15 protein-coding genes are annotated in these 19,567 nt (G+C 70.4%); 3 read left to right on the top strand and 12 right to left on the bottom strand.

What is annotated here, in order from left to right:
• Positions 1-11 precede the first annotated feature (11 nt).
• The 5 genes from EV186_RS29500 to EV186_RS29480 form a co-directional block, all read right to left on the bottom strand.
• Positions 12-1,730, bottom strand: coding sequence for an LpqB family beta-propeller domain-containing protein (locus EV186_RS29500; protein ID WP_133852744.1), 1,719 nt, complete (start codon positions 1,728-1,730; stop codon positions 12-14).
• A complete protein-coding gene (mtrB, locus tag EV186_RS29495) occupies positions 1,727-3,460 on the bottom strand; it encodes an MtrAB system histidine kinase MtrB (protein WP_424983614.1) in 1,734 nt (577 codons plus the stop codon). Before mtrB ends, EV186_RS29500 begins: the two co-directional genes overlap by 4 nt.
• Before the next feature lie 16 nt (positions 3,461-3,476).
• Positions 3,477-4,154 (bottom strand): MtrAB system response regulator MtrA, encoded by a 678-nt coding sequence (gene mtrA, locus EV186_RS29490; RefSeq protein ID WP_133852743.1) that lies wholly within the window; start codon positions 4,152-4,154, stop codon positions 3,477-3,479.
• A gap of 60 nt (positions 4,155-4,214) precedes the next feature.
• Complete coding sequence (locus EV186_RS29485) at positions 4,215-4,841, bottom strand: dTMP kinase (RefSeq protein ID WP_133852742.1); 627 nt, start codon at positions 4,839-4,841, stop codon at positions 4,215-4,217.
• A 176-nt stretch (positions 4,842-5,017) separates the two neighbouring features.
• The gene (locus tag EV186_RS29480) at positions 5,018-5,443 is read right to left on the bottom strand and encodes a YjdF family protein (RefSeq protein WP_133852741.1); all 426 of its coding nucleotides are present in this window, start codon (positions 5,441-5,443) and stop codon (positions 5,018-5,020) included.
• 242 nt (positions 5,444-5,685) lie between these two features.
• On the opposite strand from EV186_RS29480, the gene EV186_RS29475 reads away from it, so the two are divergent.
• Positions 5,686-7,314 carry a ricin-type beta-trefoil lectin domain protein gene (locus tag EV186_RS29475; RefSeq protein ID WP_133852740.1) on the top strand — a complete coding sequence of 543 codons (1,629 nt, stop codon included), beginning with the start codon at positions 5,686-5,688 and terminating at the stop codon, positions 7,312-7,314.
• A gap of 55 nt (positions 7,315-7,369) precedes the next feature.
• On the opposite strand, the gene ahcY is transcribed toward EV186_RS29475, so the two are convergent.
• A complete protein-coding gene (gene ahcY / locus EV186_RS29470; RefSeq protein ID WP_133852739.1) occupies positions 7,370-8,857 on the bottom strand; it encodes an adenosylhomocysteinase in 1,488 nt (495 codons plus the stop codon).
• 72 nt (positions 8,858-8,929) lie between these two features.
• On the opposite strand from ahcY, the gene EV186_RS29465 reads away from it, so the two are divergent.
• On the top strand, positions 8,930-11,227 hold the full coding sequence (locus EV186_RS29465) for a hypothetical protein (protein WP_243754356.1): 2,298 nt from the start codon (positions 8,930-8,932) through the stop codon (positions 11,225-11,227).
• Positions 11,228-11,726: 499 nt separating this feature from the next.
• On the opposite strand, the gene EV186_RS29460 is transcribed toward EV186_RS29465, so the two are convergent.
• Entirely contained in the window at positions 11,727-13,046 is a 1,320-nt protein-coding gene (locus EV186_RS29460) for a glutamate mutase L (RefSeq protein ID WP_133852738.1), read from the bottom strand.
• A 39-nt stretch (positions 13,047-13,085) separates the two neighbouring features.
• Between EV186_RS29460 and EV186_RS29455 the strand changes: the two genes are divergently transcribed.
• Complete coding sequence (locus EV186_RS29455) at positions 13,086-13,952, top strand: Vgb family protein (protein ID WP_133852737.1); 867 nt, start codon at positions 13,086-13,088, stop codon at positions 13,950-13,952.
• Here EV186_RS29455 and EV186_RS29450 read toward each other — a convergent pair.
• The 5 genes from EV186_RS29450 to EV186_RS29430 all read right to left on the bottom strand — a co-directional run bounded on the left by EV186_RS29450 (position 13,949) and on the right by EV186_RS29430 (position 19,548).
• Positions 13,949-15,487 carry an APC family permease gene (locus EV186_RS29450; RefSeq protein ID WP_133852736.1) on the bottom strand — a complete coding sequence of 513 codons (1,539 nt, stop codon included), beginning with the start codon at positions 15,485-15,487 and terminating at the stop codon, positions 13,949-13,951. The two genes, EV186_RS29455 and EV186_RS29450, sit on opposite strands and share 4 nt — an antisense overlap.
• 538 nt (positions 15,488-16,025) lie before the next feature.
• Positions 16,026-16,952 (bottom strand): cation diffusion facilitator family transporter, encoded by a 927-nt coding sequence (locus EV186_RS29445; RefSeq protein ID WP_133852735.1) that lies wholly within the window; start codon positions 16,950-16,952, stop codon positions 16,026-16,028.
• A gap of 43 nt (positions 16,953-16,995) precedes the next feature.
• On the bottom strand, positions 16,996-18,210 hold the full coding sequence (gene manA, locus EV186_RS29440) for a mannose-6-phosphate isomerase, class I (protein WP_133852734.1): 1,215 nt from the start codon (positions 18,208-18,210) through the stop codon (positions 16,996-16,998).
• Positions 18,211-18,241: 31 nt separating this feature from the next.
• Positions 18,242-19,321 carry an SIS domain-containing protein gene (locus EV186_RS29435; protein WP_133852733.1) on the bottom strand — a complete coding sequence of 360 codons (1,080 nt, stop codon included), beginning with the start codon at positions 19,319-19,321 and terminating at the stop codon, positions 18,242-18,244.
• Positions 19,322-19,326: 5 nt separating this feature from the next.
• A complete protein-coding gene (locus EV186_RS29430) occupies positions 19,327-19,548 on the bottom strand; it encodes a Trm112 family protein (RefSeq protein WP_133852732.1) in 222 nt (73 codons plus the stop codon).
• Between the last annotated feature and the right edge of the window lie 19 nt (positions 19,549-19,567).

Below are 19,567 nucleotides of genomic sequence, written 5' to 3'. Positions count from 1 at the left end.
TTTTCGAACGGTCACCCCGGGTAGAACGGGAGCGGGTCGCTGAAGCCGGAGACACCCTGCGACCGCCACGCCTCACCGGGCACCGACGAGGTCCACACGCGGGACTCCTTGTCGGTGACGGTCAGCGGGCTGTTGGGCGCCGCCGCGATCGACCGGACCGGCAGGGTCAGGTTCGAGATGTCGTACGGCACCTCCTGCGACCCGTCGAACGGGACGCTGAGCACCGAGTCGCGGCCCTCATCGGCGGCCACCGCCAGGGTGAACGGCCCCATCCAGTCGACGTCGACCACGTCCTGCAGCTGGTCCTCCATCAACCGGCGGGGCAGCCGCACGCTCACCGTGTCCCCGTTGCGGTCGACCCCGGCCACGGCGAGCCGCCCGCCCGCCACCATCGCGAGCCTCGTGCCGTCCCGCGAGAGCCGCATCGTGGTGATGGGGCCGAACGAGGCGAGCGTGGACGAGTTCATCGACCCCGGCGCCCACGTGCCGTCCTTGGTGCGCACCAGCCGCACCACGGTCGTCCCGTTGATCACCGTCCAGAGCTCGTTGGCGCCCGGGCGCCAGGTCGGCCGGGTCATCGTGTTCGCGGTGAGCGGCACGATCGAGAGCGGTCCGTCGACCTTGCCCACGCGCAGCCGCATCTTGTTGCCGTACTTCTCCACGACGGCCAGCTGGGCACCGTTGATCGACTGCGCGGCGCTCTGCACGTTGTACTGGCCCGCGCCCGCCGGGCCGGGGATCGGGTTGCCGTCCTTGAGCGAACGCACCCGCCCGTTCGAGACGAACATGCCCGGCAGGTCGGGGCTGGGCGTGGTGGGCGCCGTGTAGGAGGGGACGTCGGAGGCCCGCCACTTGGGCTTGCCCGGCACCAGCGGGGTGTTGTCGGCGAGCAGCTTGATCACACCGCCGGTGGCCACCCCCTGCAGCGACAGGACGATCTGCGCGGCGATCTTGTTGCGGGTGTCGAGGTTCGCGTTGCCGAGGCCGGTCAGGCTGACCACGAGGTCGCCGTCCTCGCCCGCGACGCCGCTGGCGCTGGGGTTGGCCGCGTCGCCGAGCAGGCTGCGCAGCGGGCCGGCCAGCATGTCCGACGGGCCGGCGAGCAGTTCCTGCAGCACCCGCGACGGCAGGCCCTGGCTCGGTCGCTGCGCGACGTAACGCAGGTCCGGCACCAGGATGTTCAGCTCGGAGTCGAAGAAGTACAGCGGCACCTGCCGGTAGGCCGACCGGAACTCGTCGAGGGTGATCGCGGTGGTCGCCGGGGGCTTGCTGACCCGCCACTGGCCGTCGGCCTGGCGCTGGACGGTGACCTTGTCCTCGTAGGCGCCGGGCGCCGGGATGAAGGAGTTGTCGGGGCCGAGCCGTCCCACCTTCGTGCCGTGGATCAGCACGGTCTGCTCGTTGCCCTTGTTGTTCGGTTCCTGCACCGGCGGCGGGATCGTGTTGTACGTGTTCTCCATGATCGTGGGCTGCGCTTCGGGCTCCCACGTCTTCTGGGCTTCCGGGGTGAGGTACTGCTTGGCGACGTCGACGTTGGTGGCGTGCGCGACGAAGTCACGGGCGATGGTCAGCGGGTCGGCGTCGCGGTCGATGGGCACGACCGTGTTCTCCGGCTCGCTGGTGTCCTGGGTGCCCGCGACCTGCGGGTTGGACTGCTCCGGGATGTTCGCGCAGCCCGCCGCCACGGCGAGCAGGAGCAGGACGGTGAGGATCGCGCGCAGCCTGCTCATCCAACCTCCTCGTGCTCGGGTAAGTCGGCGGCCTCGCTGGTGCCCTCGACCGTCACCAGTTCGAAGTCCGTCACCCGATCGCCGGCGTCGTCCTGCGGCGGCAACGGCAGCGGGCTCGGTCCGAGCGGGGTGCCTTGCCTGCGGGGCAACGTCAGCCGGAAGCACGCGCCCGTGCCCGGCTCGCCCCACGCCTCCAGGGTGCCGCCGTGCAGGCGCGCGTCCTCCAGGCTGATCGCGAGCCCCAGGCCGGTGCCGCCGGTGTGCCGGTTGCGCGACGGGTCGGCGCGCCAGAACCGGTTGAACACCAGGTCGGCCTCGCCGACGCGCAGGCCGACACCCTCATCGCGCACGGTGACGGCCAGGGTGTCGTCGTCACGGGCCATGCGCAGGCGCACCGGGCGGCCCTCGCCGTGGTCGATCGCGTTGGCCAGCAGGTTGCGCAGGATGCGTTCGACCCGGCGTGCGTCGACCTCGGCCGTGGTCTCGCCGGGTGGCAGTTCGAGCACGATCGGCGAGCCCGCGTTGCCCGCGATCACCCGCACCGACTGCGCGGCCCGCAACGCGATCGCGCCGACGTCGGTCAGGTCGGCCAGCAGCTCCTCCACGCCCGCGTCCAGCCTGCTGATCTCCAGCAGGTCGCCGAGCAGCGACTCGAACCGGTCGAGCTCGTCGACCAGCAGCTCGGTCGAGCGGGCGAGCCCCGCGGGGAACTGCGCCCGCGACGCGTGCAGCACGTCCGCGGCCATCCGCACGGTGGTGAGCGGGGTGCGCAGCTCGTGCGACACGTCGGAGGTGAACCGGCGCTGCAGCTGGCCGAACTCCTCGAGCTGGCGGATCTGCTGCTCGATCGACTCGGCCATCTGGTTGTAGGACTGGGCGAGCCGCGCGACGTCGTCCTCGCCGGCGACCACCATCCGCTCGTCGAGCTCGCCCTGGGCGAAGCGTTCCGCGGCCTGCGCCGCCCTGCGCACCGGGCGCACGACCTGTCTGGTGACCAGGTTCGTGATGCCCGCCAGCAACAACAGCAGGACGAGCCCGCCCGCGATGAGCGTGCTCTGCACGACGCTGATCGTGCGCTGCTCGGCGGTCAACGGGAACAGCAGGTAGATCTGCATCGGCTGGGCCACGTTCAGCGGCGCGCCGACCATGAGGAACGTCGTTCGGCCGTTGTCCCGGTCGACGGTGTAGATCTGGCTCGCGGTCTGGCCGTTCCAGATGAAGTGCCGCAGCGACATCGGCACGTCGGCGTAGGGACCGGCGGACGCCCGCTTCTCGGCGGTGATGTCCGGGCTGTCCTGCACGAGCACCGGCTCGAACGCGCCCGCCGCCGAGTCGAACGCGGCGCTGGTCGTCTCCTGGTCGGCCGCGGACACCGACGGCGAGGACGACGTGATGCCGTTGCGCGCGCTGGCGAGGCGCTGGCGCACCAGGTCGGTGATCGGGTTGATGCCGGCGAGCTCGCGTTCGGCGATGTTGGTCGCCACCCGCAGCTCCGAGAGCGCGGCCTGCTTCTTGGTGTCCAGCAACCGTTCGGTGATCTGGTTCTGCAGCACCATGCCCAGCACGAACACCACGGCCGAGGACAGCGCCAGCGTGCTGACCACCACCCGCAGCTGCAGCGAGCGGCGCCACAGCTCGCTGAACCGCACGGTGTACTGCTTGGTCAGCACAGCGCCGTGGGCGACGAGCCTGACCACGGCACGTCCGGCGCGGGTGAGCGGATTACTCACGCGCAGCCGGTCCTGCTCACGGAGGGCCTGCCTTGTAACCGACACCGCGCACGGTCAGCACGACCTCGGGGTGCTCGGGGTCGCGCTCGACCTTGGAGCGCAGGCGCTGCACGTGCACGTTGACCAGGCGCGTGTCGGCCTGGTGCCGGTAGCCCCAGACCTGCTCGAGCAGCACCTCGCGGGTGAACACCTGGCGCGGCTTGCGGGCCAGGGCCACCAGCAGGTCGAACTCCAGCGGGGTCAGCTGGATGGCCTTGCCGTCGCGGGTGACCTCGTGGCCGGGGACGTCGATGGTGAGGTCGCCGATGGCGAGGGTCTCGGTGGGCTCGGTGTCGGTGCGGCGCAACCGCGCGCGCACCCGGGCGACGAGCTCCTTGGGCTTGAACGGCTTGACCACGTAGTCGTCGGCGCCGGACTCCAGGCCCAGCACGATGTCGACGGTGTCGCTCTTCGCGGTCAGCATGACGATCGGCACGCCCGACTCCGAGCGGATGGCCTTGCACACGTCGATGCCGTTCATGCCGGGCAGCATGAGGTCGAGCAGCACGAGGTCGGGTTTCAGCTCACGCAGGGCGGGCAGGGCCCGGGAACCGTCGGCAACCACGGCCGTGTCGAAGCCCTCGCCACGCAACACGATGGTGAGCATCTCGGCGAGTGCTGGGTCGTCGTCCACTACCAGGACACGTGCCTTCATACCGCACATAGTGACACTTCGTACCGACACATCGGTCGGCACCCGGCGATCTTGGGCCGGTCAGGTGACAACCCGGGCCGCCAACGCGGCGTAATCGGGGTCGGTGACGACCTCCCACGGCGAGAGCCACCGCCGCTCGGCCAGCCCGTCGTAGACCGCCGCGCACCGCGCCTGCAGGTCGTTGTCGGTCTCCCAGGTGTCGCGGGCACGCTCCGTGCGCTCCCGCCCGGCCGCGCGCTCGGCGGCGACCTCGGCGGACACGCGCAGGAGCAGCTGCAGGTCGGGCACGGGGCAGCCGAACCGCTCGATCTCGATGGCCCGCACCCAGTCGACGAACTCACCGTGCGCGTCCTGGTGCAACCGCGCGGCGCCGTAAGCGGCGTTGGACGCGACGTAACGGTCGAGCAGGACGACGTCGTGCTGGCCCAGGGCCTTGCGGATCTCGTCGGCGGCGCCGTGGCGGTCGAGGGCGTAGAGCACGGCCATGCCGTAGACCTCGTCGCCGAGGCCGCCGAGCCGGCCGTGCAGGCCGTCGTGGACCAGGTCCGCGTGCACGTCGACGCCGTAGCGCGGGAAGGCACGCGCGGTCACCGTCGCGCCCTCGGCGGTGAGCGCGGCGGTCAGGCCGTTGGCGAGCGTGCGCTTGCCGGCGCCGTCCAGGCCCTCGATGACGATCAGTCGCCCCACGCGCCAGACCCTAGCCGCCCGCTGTTCGCCGCTCGCGGGTGCGGTTCTCCACAGGCGGGTGGTTGTCCACAGATTTCACCTTTGCCCGTTATCGCAGGTCAACCCCCGATAGAATGGGTCTCAAGGGGTGCCCCCGGGAGGGCAGGGGTCTGGTCTACGCGCGCGGGAAAGTTCGGTCAGTGGCCGCGGTGCTTGGCTTTGGCCTTCGCCCTGGCCATGTCGCGACGGCGTTCCTTGGCGGCTTCGCGGCGCTGTTTGCGTTGGGCTTTCGCGCCGGCTGCGTGCTCGACGAATGACTCCTTGAGCGCGCGCTGGGCCGCCGTGCCGACCGGCTGATCTTCCAGGGCCTTGCGGGCGGCGCGGGCCAGGCGTTTCGGGTTGAGCTTGCGGACGGGGCGCTGGTCCTCGGGCACCAACGGCGCGGCGTGCGCCTGCCTGGACAGGTCCAGGAAACCCGAGCCTGTGCAGAACTCCAGAAGTTCGGCGTTGCCGGGTTCGGGTCCGAACACGTGCCGGGCGGCGCGCACGCCGTCTTCGTCGTGCAGTTCGAGGACGCCGACCCAGAACTGGCCGTCGTGGAACACGGAAAAGGTCGCGGACATCGGTACTCCAGGGCATGGGGCATCACCCTGGCTGCCCTGGTTTCCCGCCGGGGCGGGACAACGAGCCGCGTGACACGACCGCCCGGACTACCCACCGGGCCGTGAGGTTCGTTCAGCCAAGCTTTCCACCTCACTGTCCCACGCTGAGCCACCTGATTGAAGATGATTCGAATGGAGGTTTTTCGATCATCTTCGAGCAGCTACCGTCGAGGTCCCTGCTCCCACACCGTGGTGGTGATCGAATGCGTGTGCTCCCGATCCTGGCCGGGCTGCTGCTGCTCCCGGCGTTGCTGGTGACACCCGAAGCCGTGGCCGCGACACCGAGCGCGGACAACGGCGACAACCTGGCCCCGACCCCGCCCATGGGCTTCAACAACTGGGCCCGCTACGAATGCGGCGTCTCCGAAGACGTCATGGTCCCCAACGCGGACGCGCTGGTCAGCAGCGGCCTCGCCGCCAAGGGCTACGACACCGTGACCGTCGACGACTGCTGGATGACCCACAGCCGGGACGCCGCGGGCAACCTCGTCGCCGACACCGTCAAGTTCCCGCACGGCATGAAGTGGCTGGGCGATCACCTGCACGCCGAGGGCCTGAAGTTCGGCATCTACGAGGACGCGGGCACCAGCACGTGCGGCGGCTACCCCGGCAGCATGGGCCACTTCACCCAGGACGCCAACCTCTTCGCCGCGTGGGGCGTGGACTACCTGAAACTCGACGGTTGCAACGTCCCGACCGCGCAGGGCAAGACCAAGGAACAGACCTACCGCGACCTCTACGCCCAGCAGAGCGCGGCGCTGGCCGCGTCGGGCCGGCGGATCGCGTTCTCCGAGTCGGCACCCGCCTACTTCTGCTGCCAGAACCCGGATTGGTACCGCACGCTGTCGTGGCTGCCGCAGTACGGCCAGCTCTGGCGCGAAGGCTGGGACATCGCCGTGCACGGCAGCACCAACCGGTGGGGCAGCGTCATGACGAACTACTCCTACAACGTCCCGTTGCAGCGCTACGCGGGCCCGAACCACTGGAACGACCCCGACTTCCTGATCACCGGCGACGCCCTCACCGCCGACGAGTCACGCAGCCAGATGGCGTTGTGGGCGATGATGTCCGCGCCGCTGATCCTGTCCGTCGACGTGCCCGCGATGGACGCCACTTCCCTTGCCACGGCCGGAAATCGCGACTTGATCGCGCTCGACAAGGACCCGCTCGGCAAGCAGGCGGCACGGGTGTCGACGTCCGGCACCGCCGAAGTCCTCGTCAAGCCGCTGGCCAACGGTGACCGCGCGGTGGCCCTGCTCAACCGCGGTGCCGCGACGGCCACGCTCACCACGTCGACCACCGCGATCGGGATCACCGGCACCTGCACGTCGTCGGTGAAGAACCTGTGGACCGGTGCGACGTCGACCACGACCGGCGCGTTGTCGGCCGCGGTGCCCGCGCACGGCACCGCGGTCTTCCGGGTGACGAAGGGCGCCGGCTGCGGCGTCACACCGACCGGCCAGATCGAAGGAATCGGCGGCAAGTGCGTCGACGACACCAACAGCGGCACAGCGGACGGCACCGCGATCGTGTTGTACGGCTGCACCGGCAACGCGAACCAGCGGTGGGCGGTCGGCACCGACGCCACGCTGCGCACGCTCGGCAAGTGCCTCACCGCGTCGGGCACCGCGGACGGCAGCGCGGCCGTGCTGTCGACGTGCACCGGGTCCACCGCGCAAAAGTGGACCTACCAGCAATCCGGCGCGCTGGTTAACGGCGCGTCCGGCACCTGCCTCGACGCGTACGGCGGCTCATCAGCCGACCTGACGAAGCTCGTGGTGTGGCCGTGCGGGTCGTTCCAGGTCAACCAGACCTGGTCGCTGCCCGTGTGACATAGCGGAAAGCCCCCGCCGAGCGAGGGCCGGCGGGGGCTTTCCGTGGTCGGACTCAGTAGCGGTAGTGGTCGGACTTGAACGGGCCTTCGACGTCGACGTCGATGTACTCGGCCTGCTCCTTGGTCAGCTTGGTGAGCTTGCCGCCGAGGGCCTGCAGGTGGATGCGCGCCACCTTCTCGTCCAGCTTCTTGGGCAGCCGGTACACCTCGTTGTCGTACTCCTCGTGCTTCGTGTACAGCTCCACCTGCGCGATCACCTGGTTGGAGAAGCTGTTCGACATCACGAACGACGGGTGCCCGGTGGCGTTGCCCAGGTTCAGCAGACGGCCCTCGGACAACACGATGATCGAGTGCCCGTCGGGGAACACCCACTCGTCGACCTGCGGCTTGATGTTGATCTTCCGAACGCCCGGGTAGCGGGCCAGACCGGCCATGTCGAGCTCGTTGTCGAAGTGGCCGATGTTGCCCAGGATCGCCTGGTGCTTCATCCGGGCCATGTGCTCGACGGTCACCACGTCCTTGTTGCCGGTCGTGGTGATCACGATGTCGGCCTTGCCCACGACGTCGTCGAGGGTCTGCACGTCGAAGCCGTCCATCACGGCCTGCAGGGCACAGATCGGGTCGATCTCGGTGACGATGATCCGCGCGCCCTGGCCGCGCAGCGACTCCGCCGCACCCTTGCCGACGTCGCCATAGCCGCAGATGACCGCGACCTTGCCGCCGATCAGCACGTCGGTACCGCGGTTGATGCCGTCGACCAGCGAGTGCCGGATGCCGTAGCGGTTGTCGAACTTCGACTTCGTCACCGAGTCGTTGACGTTGATCGCCGGGAACAGCAGCTTGCCCTGCGCCGCGAGCTGGTAGAGCCGCAGCACGCCGGTCGTGGTCTCCTCGGTGACCCCGCGGATGCCCGACGCCACGTTGGTCCACTTCTTGCCGTCGGCGGCCAGCGAACGGCGCAGCACGTCGAGGATGACCTGCCACTCCTCCGGGTCGTCGTCCTCCGCGGACGGCACGACGCCGGCTTCCTCGTACTCGCGGCCCTTGTGCACCAGCAGCGTGGCGTCGCCGCCGTCGTCGAGGATCATGTTCGGGCCCTCGCCGGGCCAGGTGAGCATCTTCTCGGTGGCCCACCAGTACTCCGGCAGGGTTTCACCCTTCCAGGCGAACACCGGCACGCCCTTGGGCTCTTCTTCCGTGCCATATGGCCCAACCACGACCGCGGCCGCGGCGTGGTCCTGGGTGGAGAAGATGTTGCACGAGCACCAACGGACCTCCGCGCCCAGCGACACCAGCGTCTCGATCAGCACCGCGGTCTGCACGGTCATGTGCAGCGACCCGGAGATCCGCGCTCCGGCCAGCGGCCGCACCCCGTCGTACTCCCGGCGCAATGCCATCAGACCGGGCATCTCGTGTTCTGCCAGCCGGATCTCCTTGCGGCCGAACTCGGCCAGCGACAGATCCGCCACGGCGAACTCGAGGTCGCCGATCGTCTTCGCGTACCGGGCACCGGGCTCGACGCGCGTGTCTTCAGCGGTCATCGTGCGTTTCCTCCAAACTCCGTGGTCAACGAACACTACCGTTGGTCGTGCCAGTTCTCGGAGGTCGATGTCTTGCTGCTGCCCGGACCGGACACCCGCGTGGTCGAACTGCGCGTGCACGGCATGCTCGGCACGCGGCCCGAGTCGTTGGTCAACGCCGTCGCCGCCGTGGACGTCGCCGGGGACGGGATCGGGCGCATCGTCCGGCCCGCTGATCGACTTCGCCGTCCCGCGCCGGGCCCCGTGCTCGAAGCGGAGGGCAGGCCGCTGCCGCGGACGGTCGAGGGATACGTGTGGGGCGGCATGACGTCCGGCGGCTTCGCCAAGGCGATGTGGGCGGTGCTGTTCCCCTTCTCCATGGCGAACGTGGCGCACTGGATGCTGCCGCCGGTGCGGGATCGCGCGGGCGCGGTGCTGGGCCGGTTGTGCCGCGCGCTGCTGCGGTTGGCATCGGTGTTGCTGACCATGCTCCTGGTCGCGCAGGTCGCGGTCGTGACGCTGGATTTGCTTGCGGCGCAATGCCTTGCGCCGGGCACGCAGTGCCTTTCCCCGGTGCCTTCGTGGCTTCGGTCGGCCTACGGCGTGCGGCCGGTGATCGGGCTGGTGCCCGTGCTGCTGGTGTGCGCGGTGTTGCACCGGGTGTCGAAGGTGAAGTGGGAGGTCGGCCAGGCGCCCGAACACGACCCGACACCGCCGAACGTGGATGCGCCGCTGCCGGGCAGCAACCTCGTGGCCGACCCGGACACGCCCGCGTTGCGCGCGCTGCACCTGGTGGCCGCGCTGGCGACGGTGGCGTTGATGCCGTTGGGCGGGCCGCTCGACCCGCCGCGCGGATGGCCGCTGGCGGTGTGGTTGCTCGCGGTCGTGCTGCTGGTGGTCGCGGTGGCCGGGGTGGTGGCGCTGGACGACCCGGCCGTCGGCTCGGGAACGCGGTTGCGGCGGCTGTTCGGCCACCGGCCACGCTGGGCGCTGGTGTGGTCGGCGGCGGGGCTGGTGCTGGTCGCGGGGTTCACGCGCGGGCAGTTGCCGACCGCGCTGCCAGGGACCGACGGGTGGGTCGAGGGCATCGCGCTGGTGTTGTTCGCCGTGGTCGTGGTGTTCGGGGTGTTGCTGATCCCGGCAGCGTTGCTGGCCCGCCCGACTTGGCGCAACGAGCCGCCGGAGTTGCGACCGTGGGCCGGCGGCTGGATGGCGGCGCCCGTGCTGGCGACCGCCGGGTTGCTGGGTGGCGGGTTCGGCGCGGGTTTCGGGATCACCGTGCGGAAACTCCTCGGCGGCGGCGCGTTGCCGCTCGGGTACCAGTCGATCACGTTGCTGTGGGGTTGCGGAGCGGTGCTGGCGCTGGTGATCGGGGTGCCCTACGCGGCGGTCGGGTTGGCCCGCGGGTGGCGCGGCGGGCCGGACGAGGCACCCGTGGTTGCGTTGCTGCACAAGGACAAGCCGTCGGACATCCCCGTCGCGACCCGCCTGTGGCGGCGGGCGAACTGGCAGCAGTTCGCGGTGCACCGGGCTTTGCTCGGGCTCGCGGCCGTGCTGTGCGCGGGTGCGGTCGTCGCGCTGGTGATGCGATTGCGCGGCGTGGCACCGCCCGCGTGGACCAGCCCCCTGTCGGCGATCGGCGTGCTGGCCCTGGGTTTGCTCGCGGCTTCGCTGCTGCGCGCGGTCTACACCGCGGCCCGCAAACCCGAAACCGCGCGACATCTCGGGGTCCTGGCGGACATCGCGTGCTTTTGGCCGCGCGAGGCGCACCCGACGGTGCCGCCTTGCTATGCGCTGAAAGTCGTGCCCGAACTGGTGGCGCGTACGCTCGAACACCTGCAGACGCCAGGCACCCGGGTAGTCCTAACTGGACACAGCCAGGGTGCCCTGCTGGTCGCCGTTGCGGCGGCACGCCTGTCCCACTGCCTGCCGCCGGAGGAGTTCGAGCGGGTCGGCCTCGTGACGGCGGGGGCGCCGTTGCAGTGGGCCTACCCACGAGCCTTTCCCGTGGTGGTCCCCGCGGCGTCGCTGGTCCGCCTGCACGACGCCCTCGGCGGCCGGTGGCGATCGCTGTGCCGGGGCACGGATCCATTGGGATGCGCGGTGACCACGTGGCGCCGGCAGGTGGCGGATGGCCAGTTGCTCGGAGTCGGATTGCGCCCGGGGCTGCCACCAGGACCGCTCGCGCCTGCCGCGCGTACGGAGTCGGGGGCGCTGGTCTTGGGCAGCGACCACTGGCTACCGGACCCCCGGCTGCGACCGACGCGCGGACTGCGGTGGGTCGCGGGGCCGCAAACGCACCAGCACTACGTGACCGATCCCGAGTGGGACCGGGCGGTGGCACTGGCTGCGGGGTTGCTGCCGTCAGCGCCATTCGGGTGGCGGGCTTGAGCTAGCGCTGCATGCGATGTCGGCCGGCGTTCGACGCGAACGTCACGACGCCCAGCACCACGAAGAAACTCATCCCTGCCGCCGCGGACCATGCCAGCGGCCCGCGCCGGGGAGGACCAGGTGAGGCCACTACCCGCGAGCGGGAGCGGGGGTCGGGGGCGTTCGCACGGTGGGTCTGCTGTAGTTCCCCGGGCGACTCGCGTCGAGCGGGACTGGCGGTTGGTTCGTTCATTCGCCTCCTGGTGGCGGGTCGTGTCGGCGGGAGCGTGCGCTTTGTCGGCGGTGCCGGTGCTGGCTGCGGCACTGCGTCTTTACAGCAGACGCGGGAAACACCCAAATCCGGGCATGATCCGGGCCCATTCACCGCTTTGGGTGACATGGATCAGCTCGGGCATCCGACCGAGGGAACCGCGTCTACCAGGCATTTTACCGGTCGGGAGCGACTAGAAAAGGGCAGCTCGCAATCTGTGGACAACTTCCGGAAACCCTGTGGAAAACGTCATCCGCGGGAGGCCGCGGGCTGGGCCAAGCGGCTGCGGAGCAGGGAATCAGCCGCATCGCCATGCCCGGCATCGGACATCAATCCGGCAGGGGCCAGCACGTAGTCGCGGTCGACGACCACCGATGCCGTCCGCAGGACCGGCCGTAGCACCGGATCCGCACGCAGAGCCTCCTCGACCGCGGACACGTCCGGAGCATGACGGAACACCCCACCCGACAAGACAAGCAGACCGGCGCCACGCGGACCAAGCCGGCCGTCGACCATGCGCAAATGCCGCCGCACCGCCAAAATCGCCGCCAAGGCGGCCAAGCGAAGGTCCACACGCGACTCTTCGGCCGAATCGGGGATCCAGTCGACGGAACGGGAACGCGCGGCCGCCAACGGCGCCAAGGCCTCCGCCTCCTCCGCGGAGATCAGCCGCTCGACCGCCGCCTCCGCGACCACCCCCTGCGCCGACCACCGCATCCCGATGTCGCCCTCCACCGTCCGGCGGTCCGCGGGCAACGCCACCGTGCGCGTCTGCTTCTCCTCCACGGAGGCCACAGTGGACACAGCCGAGTAGACATCCGTGGTCGCACCACCGACATCCACCACCAGCACCGCTCCCGGCTCGTCGTCGGCGAGCACCCCGGCGAGACGGGCCACGCCGGACAACACGGCATCCGGGGTCACCGTGCGCACCAACTGCCGGAACCGCGGCCCGCGCGACAGACCCTTGCCGCCGATCACGTGCCGGAGGAACACCTGGCGGATGGCCGCGCGCGCTGGTCCGGGCGCCAGCTCCCCCACGTCCGGCAGCACGTTGTCCGTCGCGACGACGGTCCGGCCCGACAACGCGGTCAACGCGGCTTCCCGGGCTGCCACGTTCCCGGCCAGGACGATCGGCGGCCGCACGCGGGCCTTGCCGAGCCGCGACGCGTTGTGGAGCAGGACCCGCTCGTCGCCGCCGTCGGTACCGCCAACCAGGAGCACCACGTCCGGCGCCGCGGCCCGCAGCGCGCGCACGCCCGCACCGTCGAGGCAACCGGCGGACACGTGGACGACCTTGGCACCGGCGGACAAGGCGACCCGGTGCCCGGCCTCGGCGCTGATCAACCGCTCGTGCCCGACGACCGCCAGCCGCAAGCCGCCGCCGGCCGACGAGCAGGCCAGAACCGCGGCGTCACAGCCATCGACCGCGGCGGTCACCGCGTCGATGCCGTGCATGACCTCAGGTGGCGTGGTCTGGTGCTGCGCCGTGGCAAGCAGCTCGCCTTCGGCCGAAACGAGCGCACCTTTGGTCCAAGTGGACCCGATATCAAGGCACAGCAGGGACATGTACGGCACGCTACCCGCGCTTGCCGGTAAGGTCCGGGCATGGTGGACATGATCGAATTCCCCGTCACCGGGGTGTCACCATACGGCATTGCCGCAGGTCAGGACGGTGCCGTGTGGTTCACCGGGGTCCACGAGGGAAAGATCGGGCGGATCACGGTCGCCGGTGCGCACACGCTGCATGACCTGGCGTCGACCGACGGTCAGCCGTCCGTGATCACGACGGCGCCGGACGGCACGCTGTGGTTCACCGAAACCAGGGCGAACCTGGTCAGCAGCATCACCCCGGCGGGTGAGCTGGACTCCGTGGCGACGCCGGGCTCCGGTCCGTACGGCATCGCCGCTGGTCCGGACGGCGCGCTCTGGTACACCGCCATGACCACCAACGCGATCGGCCGCATCGAGACGGGCAAGGCCCAGGAGTTCCCGCTGCCCATGGACGGCGGTTTCCCGTCGTTCATCACGCCGGGCCCGGACGGCGCCATGTGGTTCACCTTGAACCAGGCCAACGCCATCGGTCGCGTCGACGCCGACGGCCGGATCGAGAGCTTCCCGTTGCCCACCGAGAGCGCGGCGCCGGTCGGCATGTGCGCCGGTCCCGACGACGCGCTCTGGTTCGTGGAGATCGGTGCGGGTCAGGTCGGCCGCATCGGCACGGACGGCAAGATCACCGAGTACCCGCTGCCGAACCGCGAAGCCCGCCCGCACGCGATCACCACCGGCCCCGACGGTGCGTGCTGGTTCACCGAGTGGGGCGCGAACCGGATCGGCCGCATCGCCACCGGTGGCGACATCGAGACGTTCCCGCTGCCCACTGCGGGTTCCGAGCCGCACGGCATCACGACGGGCCCGGACGACGCGTTGTGGGTGGCGCTCGAGCACGGCGCGATCGCCCGGGTGACGCTCTAGACCTTCGTGGGCACCTCGCCGCCGTCGGCCATCCGCTGCCCGAGGCGCGAATTCCTGCGGCTGTAACCGAAGTAGATCACCACGCCGACCGCGAGCCAGATGACGAACCGGATCCAGGTCAGGACCTCCAGGTTCAGCATCAGCCAGGCGCACGCGATGATCGCGAGGATCGGCAGCCACGGGACGCCTGGCGCCTTGAAGCTGCGGGTGAGGTCGGGGCGCGTCTTGCGCAGGACGATCACGCCGGCCGACACGAGCACGAACGCGAACAGCGTGCCGACGTTGGTCATCTCCTCCAGCTTGTCCGCCGGGAAGAACGTCGCCGCGATCGCGATCAGGCCGCCGACCACCCAGGTGGCGCGGGCCGGCGTGCCGCGGTCACTGCTCTTGGACAGCCAGCGCGGGAACAGACCGTCGCGGCCCATCGCGAAGATCACCCGGATCTGGCCGAGCATGAGCACCATGACCACCGTGGTCAGACCGATCAGCGCGCCGATCGAGACGATCTGCTCGCCCCATTGCGCGCCGTTGGCGGCGAAGGCGGTCGCGAGCGTCTTCTTGTCCTGCGATCCGTCGGGCTTGGTGGTGGTCGCGAGGTCGCCGTACTTGACCATGCCGACCACGACGAGGGAAACGGAGACGTAGAGCACGGTGACGATGCCGAGGGAGAACAGGATGCCGCGCGGGACCGACCGTTGTGGGTTCTTCGTCTCCTCGGCGGTCGTCGCCACGATGTCGAAGCCGATGAACGCGAAGAACACCAGCGACGCCCCGGCGAGCAGCCCGAAGATGCCGAAGTTGCTGCCCTCGGAACCCGCGATCGCGGCGAACAGCGACTGGTTCACGCCGGCATCGCCGCCCGCGGGCGCCTTCGACGGCGGGATGAACGGCGAGTAGTTGGCGGCCTTGACGAAGAAGAGGCCGGCGAAGATCACGAACAGCACGATCGCGACCTTGATGATCGTGATCACCATGCTCACCCGGGAGGAGAGCTTGGTGCCCAGCACGAGCAGGGTGGTCAGCCCACCGATGACGACGAGCGCGCCCCAGTCGATGGTGATGGCGCCGATCTTGAACGCGGTGACGGTCTTCGCGCCTTCGTCGAAGTCGAAGAGGTAGGCGAGCACCGTGTTGAGGTAGATGGACCAGTTCCTGGCGACCGCGGCCGCGCCGACCGCGAGCTCGAGGATCAGGTCCCAGCCGATGATCCACGCGACGAACTCGCCGAAGGTGGCGTAGGAGAACGTGTACGCGCTGCCCGCGACCGGCACGGTCGAGGCGAACTCGGCGTAGCACATGGCGGCCAGCGCGCACGCGATCGCGGCGATGATGAACGACACCGCGACCGAGGGCCCGGTGTAGTCGCCGGCCGTGCGGGCGGTGAGCGTGAAGATGCCCGCCCCGATCACGACAGCCACGCCGAAGACGGTCAGGTCCCAGGTTGACAGGCTTCGGCGCAACTTGCTGCCGGGTTCGTCCGTGTCCTTGATCGACTGTTCGACGGACTTGGTGCGCCACAAACCATTGCCGGGCATTCGCGGCCTCCTCGCCCTGGAGAAGAAGGGAGTTTGCCCGTCGAGGCTAATGCCCGTGATCACGCTCGGCACGGCCAAACGAACGCAGCGTGCGAACTGGGGTTCAGACCACTCTCGACCGTGGCTCGAAGGTCAGGACACCCGGAGCCCACTACCGATCGGCAGCCCGCAACTCGCTTTGATCCGGCCCGAACTCGCGACTTCCTTGATCGACAAGTCTTCGCGTCGGGCAGGGGCCCGCCCATCCCGGGGGCTCCCCCTTGACCAGTCTATCGGTTCTGAGCAGGGAAAACGGGCGCATGGGCAATCTGTGGACAACCAGTAGCCTGTGGAAAACCGCGGTGGCGGACGTGTTGCGAGCGAGGAACACACCCAGCCTGGGGGTGGGACACGCCGGATCGGAGCGTGGAACACGCCCCGCCGGAACGAGGGACACACCCGGTCCCAACGGGGGACACACCCCGCCGGAACGAGGGACACACCCGGACCGAAGGTGGGACACGCCCGGGTGGAGGGGACGCGCGAGGGTGGGGCGGGGTTAGTTGGGGGTGCGGAGGTGGGCGCGGTCCAGGTCCGGTTCCAGGTAGATGCGCTTCGCCCACGGCACCGCGGAGCGGACCCGGAGTTCGGCGTCGTCGATGGCCTGTGCCACTTCCTCCAGCGGCAGGCCCGGCGTCAGGGCGATCTTGGCCGCCACCAGCAACTCCTCCGGGCCCAGGTGCTGGGTGCGCAGGTGGATCACCCGTTCCACGCGCCCGGCTTCCAGCTCCGTGAGGATCTGCCGCTGCATGGCGGGCGTGGCGCTCTCGCCGATGAGCAGGCTCTTCGTCTCGACGATCAGGGTGATCGCCACCGCCGCCAGCAGCGCGCCGATCGCGAGCGTTCCGATGCCGTCCCAGACCGGGTCGTCGGTGATCAGGGACAGCCCGACGCCGAGCAGTGCGAAGACCAGACCGATCAGCGCCGCGCTGTCTTCGAGCAGCACGACCGGCAGGTCCGGGTCCTTCGCCGAGCGGATGAAGCGCCACCACGTCGCCTTGCCCTTGACCTTGCGGGACTCGCGGATCGCGGTCAGGAAGCTGTAGCCCTCCAGGCCGATCGCCACGACCAGGATGATGATCGCGACGATCGGGGTGGAGAGCGGTTCGGGGTGCTCGACCTTGTGCACGCCCTCGTAGATGGCGAACACCGAACCGAGCGTGAACAGCAGCAACGCCACGATGAACGCGTAGAAGTACCGGTCCCGGCCGAAGCCGAACTGGTGGCGCGAGGTCTCCTCGCGCTGCGACGTCCGCCGGCCGAGCAGCAGCAGGCCCTGGTTGGACGTGTCCGCCAGGGAGTGCACCGACTCCGCGAGCATCGACGACGACCCGGTCACCAGGAAGCCCGCGAACTTCGCCACCGCGATGCCCGCGTTGGCGCCGAGCGCGGCCAGGATCGCCTTCGTACCGCCGCCAGCGGACACTTTGCTGCTCCTCGGATCCGGTGTCTGAAATGTCGGAAGGAGCTTACCTACCGGCCGTGGCCCGAAAGACCTGGACCGGGCCGTCGCCGAGCGGGTGCAGCGTCACGGCCGGATCGTGTGCGGCGAGCCACGCCGACTGGCCGCGGGCCAGGTCGAGCGACCTGCCGTCGGCCTCGAGCCGGACCGAGCCCTTCGTGCAGATCATGATCTGCGGGCCCGACGGCGCGAGCGGCTGGGCCGCGCGGTCGCCCTCGGCCCACTCGATGCGGGAGAGCTCGAACTCGGGTGCCTGCGTCGGGTACACCGCGACGCGGTCGCCCGCGCCGCGCTGCACCGGCATGTCACCGCAGCGGAAATCCAGTACCCGCAACAGTTCCGGCACATCGACGTGCTTCGGGGTGAGGCCGCCGCGCAGGATGTTGTCGGAGTTGGCGAGGATCTCCACGGCCGTGCCATGCAAGTACGCGTGCAGGTTGCCCGCAGGCAGGTAGATGGCCTCGCCGGGCCCGAGGACCAGGCGGTTCAACAACATCGCGGCCAGCACGCCCGCGTCGCCCGGGTGCGTCTCGCCGAGGTCGAGGATGGTGCGGCACTCCAGGTCGAACTCGCCGTGGGCCTTCACGTGTTCCACGCACGCGTCCAGCAACGTCGGCAGCAGCTCGTCCAGAGCCTGCTGCGGCAGCGTGATCCACGTCGTGAACAACGCCCGCAACCCGTCCGAATCCGGTTGCGCGGCAAGGAGGTTGACGTACGGCTCGATCTGCGGCGTCTGCACGGCCCGCAGCAACTGCACCGTGCGGTGCGGGTCGCGGAAGCCGGCCAGCGCGTGGAACTCGGTCAGCGCGCACACCAGTTCCGGCTTGGCCGTCGGGTCCGGGTAGTTGCGGTTCGGCGCGTCCCGCGCGACGCCCGCGGCCTCCTCGGCGGCGTACCCGGCCTTGGCCTGCTCGGCCGACGGGTGCGCCTGCAGGCTCAACGGCTCTTCCGCGGCGAGGATCTTCAACAGGAACGGCAGGCGGTTGTCCCAGCGGCCCGCGCACTGCTCGCCGAGCTGTCCCGACGGGTCCTCGGTGACGACGTCCAGCAGTGACCGCTCCGCGCCGTCGGCGCCGACGATCCTCGACGGGTCGCCGGGGTGCGCCCCCAGCCAGAGCTCGGCCTCCGGGTGCGGTGCGGGCACCGGGTTGCCGAGCAATTCCGCGATCGTGGTGCGCGATCCCCACGCATAGGGCCGAACCGCGCCCAGCAGCAACTCCACGTCTCGTTCTCCCTACCCCGGACCCCCGCGCTCAGTTGTGCGCGGCGGCCCTGTCCCCGATGGTGCCGGCCGCCAGCCCCAGGTACAGGGCGGCCAGCTCGAACCGCAGCGCGATCACGGCCGCGCGGGTCGCGTCGTCCCCGGTGACCTCCTCGGCCACGCTCAGCACCTCGGTGCCGGGCAGCGCCTCGGTCGCGGCCCGGCGCGCGGCCAGCGACCGCTCGTCGGAGCGGACCTCGACCAGCACGACGCGCAGCCCGCCGCCTTGCGGGCCGTCCAGGTCCGGGTCGGCGAAGATGTCCTCACCCGAGGTGGTCGACTGCACGGCGGCCCGGTGCAACGCGATCTTGGTGGTCGCCTGCTGGTAGCCCGACGCGTCGGCGACCACCGCGGCCTGCGAGGCGAGCACGGACGCGGCGTGCCGGGTGACGGCGGTGGCCACGTCGTCCAGGCCCCAGAGCAACGGCGTGTGCTCGGCCAGCCGCAGCGCGAGCGCCTTGGCCGGGTTGACGAACGACTCGTGCTGCAGGTGGTCCTTCTCGGCTTCGCGGTCCAGCTCGTCGGCGAGGTTGTTCAGGTCGACCGAGAGCAGCCCGGCGGCGTTGGCCACGATCAGGCCCGCGGTGAACGCGCGGGGGAACCGGAAGCCCGGCGGCACCGGCAGTCGCGGCGGCAGCAGGATCGCCCGCCCGCCGCCGGCGGCGGCGACCGGTCCTTCGGACGGCGCGGTGAGCATGACGGTGGCGCCGTAGCGCACGGCGCGGTCGATCGACTCGGCCAGCACGTGGTCGCCCGGGTCGTCGGTGTGGGCGATCACGACGTCGAGCGGCCCGATCCAGCTCGGCACGATGTCGGTGACGACCACCGGCGCCGGGCAGACCGGCTGCAGGATCGCCAGCAGCACGCGCACCGCGCTCTGGCTGACCCCGGGCCGGGTGAGCAGCAGGACCGCGCGGGGCCGGGTGCCGCGCAGCCGGTCGAGGCCGAATTCGCCGGCCGCTTCCGCGGTCGCGCGCACCTGCGCACCGGCCATCGCGGCCGCGCGGAGCAAGCCTTCGGCGTCGACCTCGGCCAGCCTGCCGGGGTCGTCGAGCAGCGTGTCGTCCAGCACGCGGATCACCGTTCTCGGGCCGATTCCACCCCATCGGCGCCGACGGTGACGGCCTCGTCGAGCAGCAGCACCGGGATGCCGTCGGTCACCGGGTAGCGGCGCCCGCAGGATGTGCAGGTCAGCATGTCCGCATCCGGGTCGTCGGGGGTACCGGTGGTCAACGGGGCGTGATCGTCGGACGGGCAGGCGAGGATCTCCAGCAGCTGCGGGTCCAGGTTGACGGCCACGGTGACCTCCCGGTCGTGG

Origin of the sequence: Labedaea rhizosphaerae (assembly GCF_004362825.1) — a bacterium.
GTDB classification, from domain to species: domain Bacteria; phylum Actinomycetota; class Actinomycetes; order Mycobacteriales; family Pseudonocardiaceae; genus Labedaea; species Labedaea rhizosphaerae.
Note: the sequence above shows the minus strand (reverse complement) of the source record. Positions and strands in the feature narration are given on the sequence as shown.

Excerpts from the sequence above, each read along its gene's own strand:
- EV186_RS29500 (WP_133852744.1), bottom strand. The coding sequence starts at position 1,730 with ATGAGCAGGCTGCGCGCGATCCTCACCGTCCTGCTCCTGCTCGCCGTG.
- mtrA (WP_133852743.1), bottom strand. The coding sequence starts at position 4,154 with ATGAAGGCACGTGTCCTGGTAGTGGACGACGACCCAGCACTCGCCGAG.
- EV186_RS29480 (WP_133852741.1), bottom strand. The coding sequence starts at position 5,443 with ATGTCCGCGACCTTTTCCGTGTTCCACGACGGCCAGTTCTGGGTCGGC.
- EV186_RS29475 (WP_133852740.1), top strand. The coding sequence starts at position 5,686 with ATGCGTGTGCTCCCGATCCTGGCCGGGCTGCTGCTGCTCCCGGCGTTG.
- ahcY (WP_133852739.1), bottom strand. The coding sequence starts at position 8,857 with ATGACCGCTGAAGACACGCGCGTCGAGCCCGGTGCCCGGTACGCGAAG.
- EV186_RS29460 (WP_133852738.1), bottom strand. The coding sequence starts at position 13,046 with ATGTCCCTGCTGTGCCTTGATATCGGGTCCACTTGGACCAAAGGTGCG.
- EV186_RS29455 (WP_133852737.1), top strand. The coding sequence starts at position 13,086 with ATGGTGGACATGATCGAATTCCCCGTCACCGGGGTGTCACCATACGGC.
- EV186_RS29450 (WP_133852736.1), bottom strand. The coding sequence starts at position 15,487 with ATGCCCGGCAATGGTTTGTGGCGCACCAAGTCCGTCGAACAGTCGATC.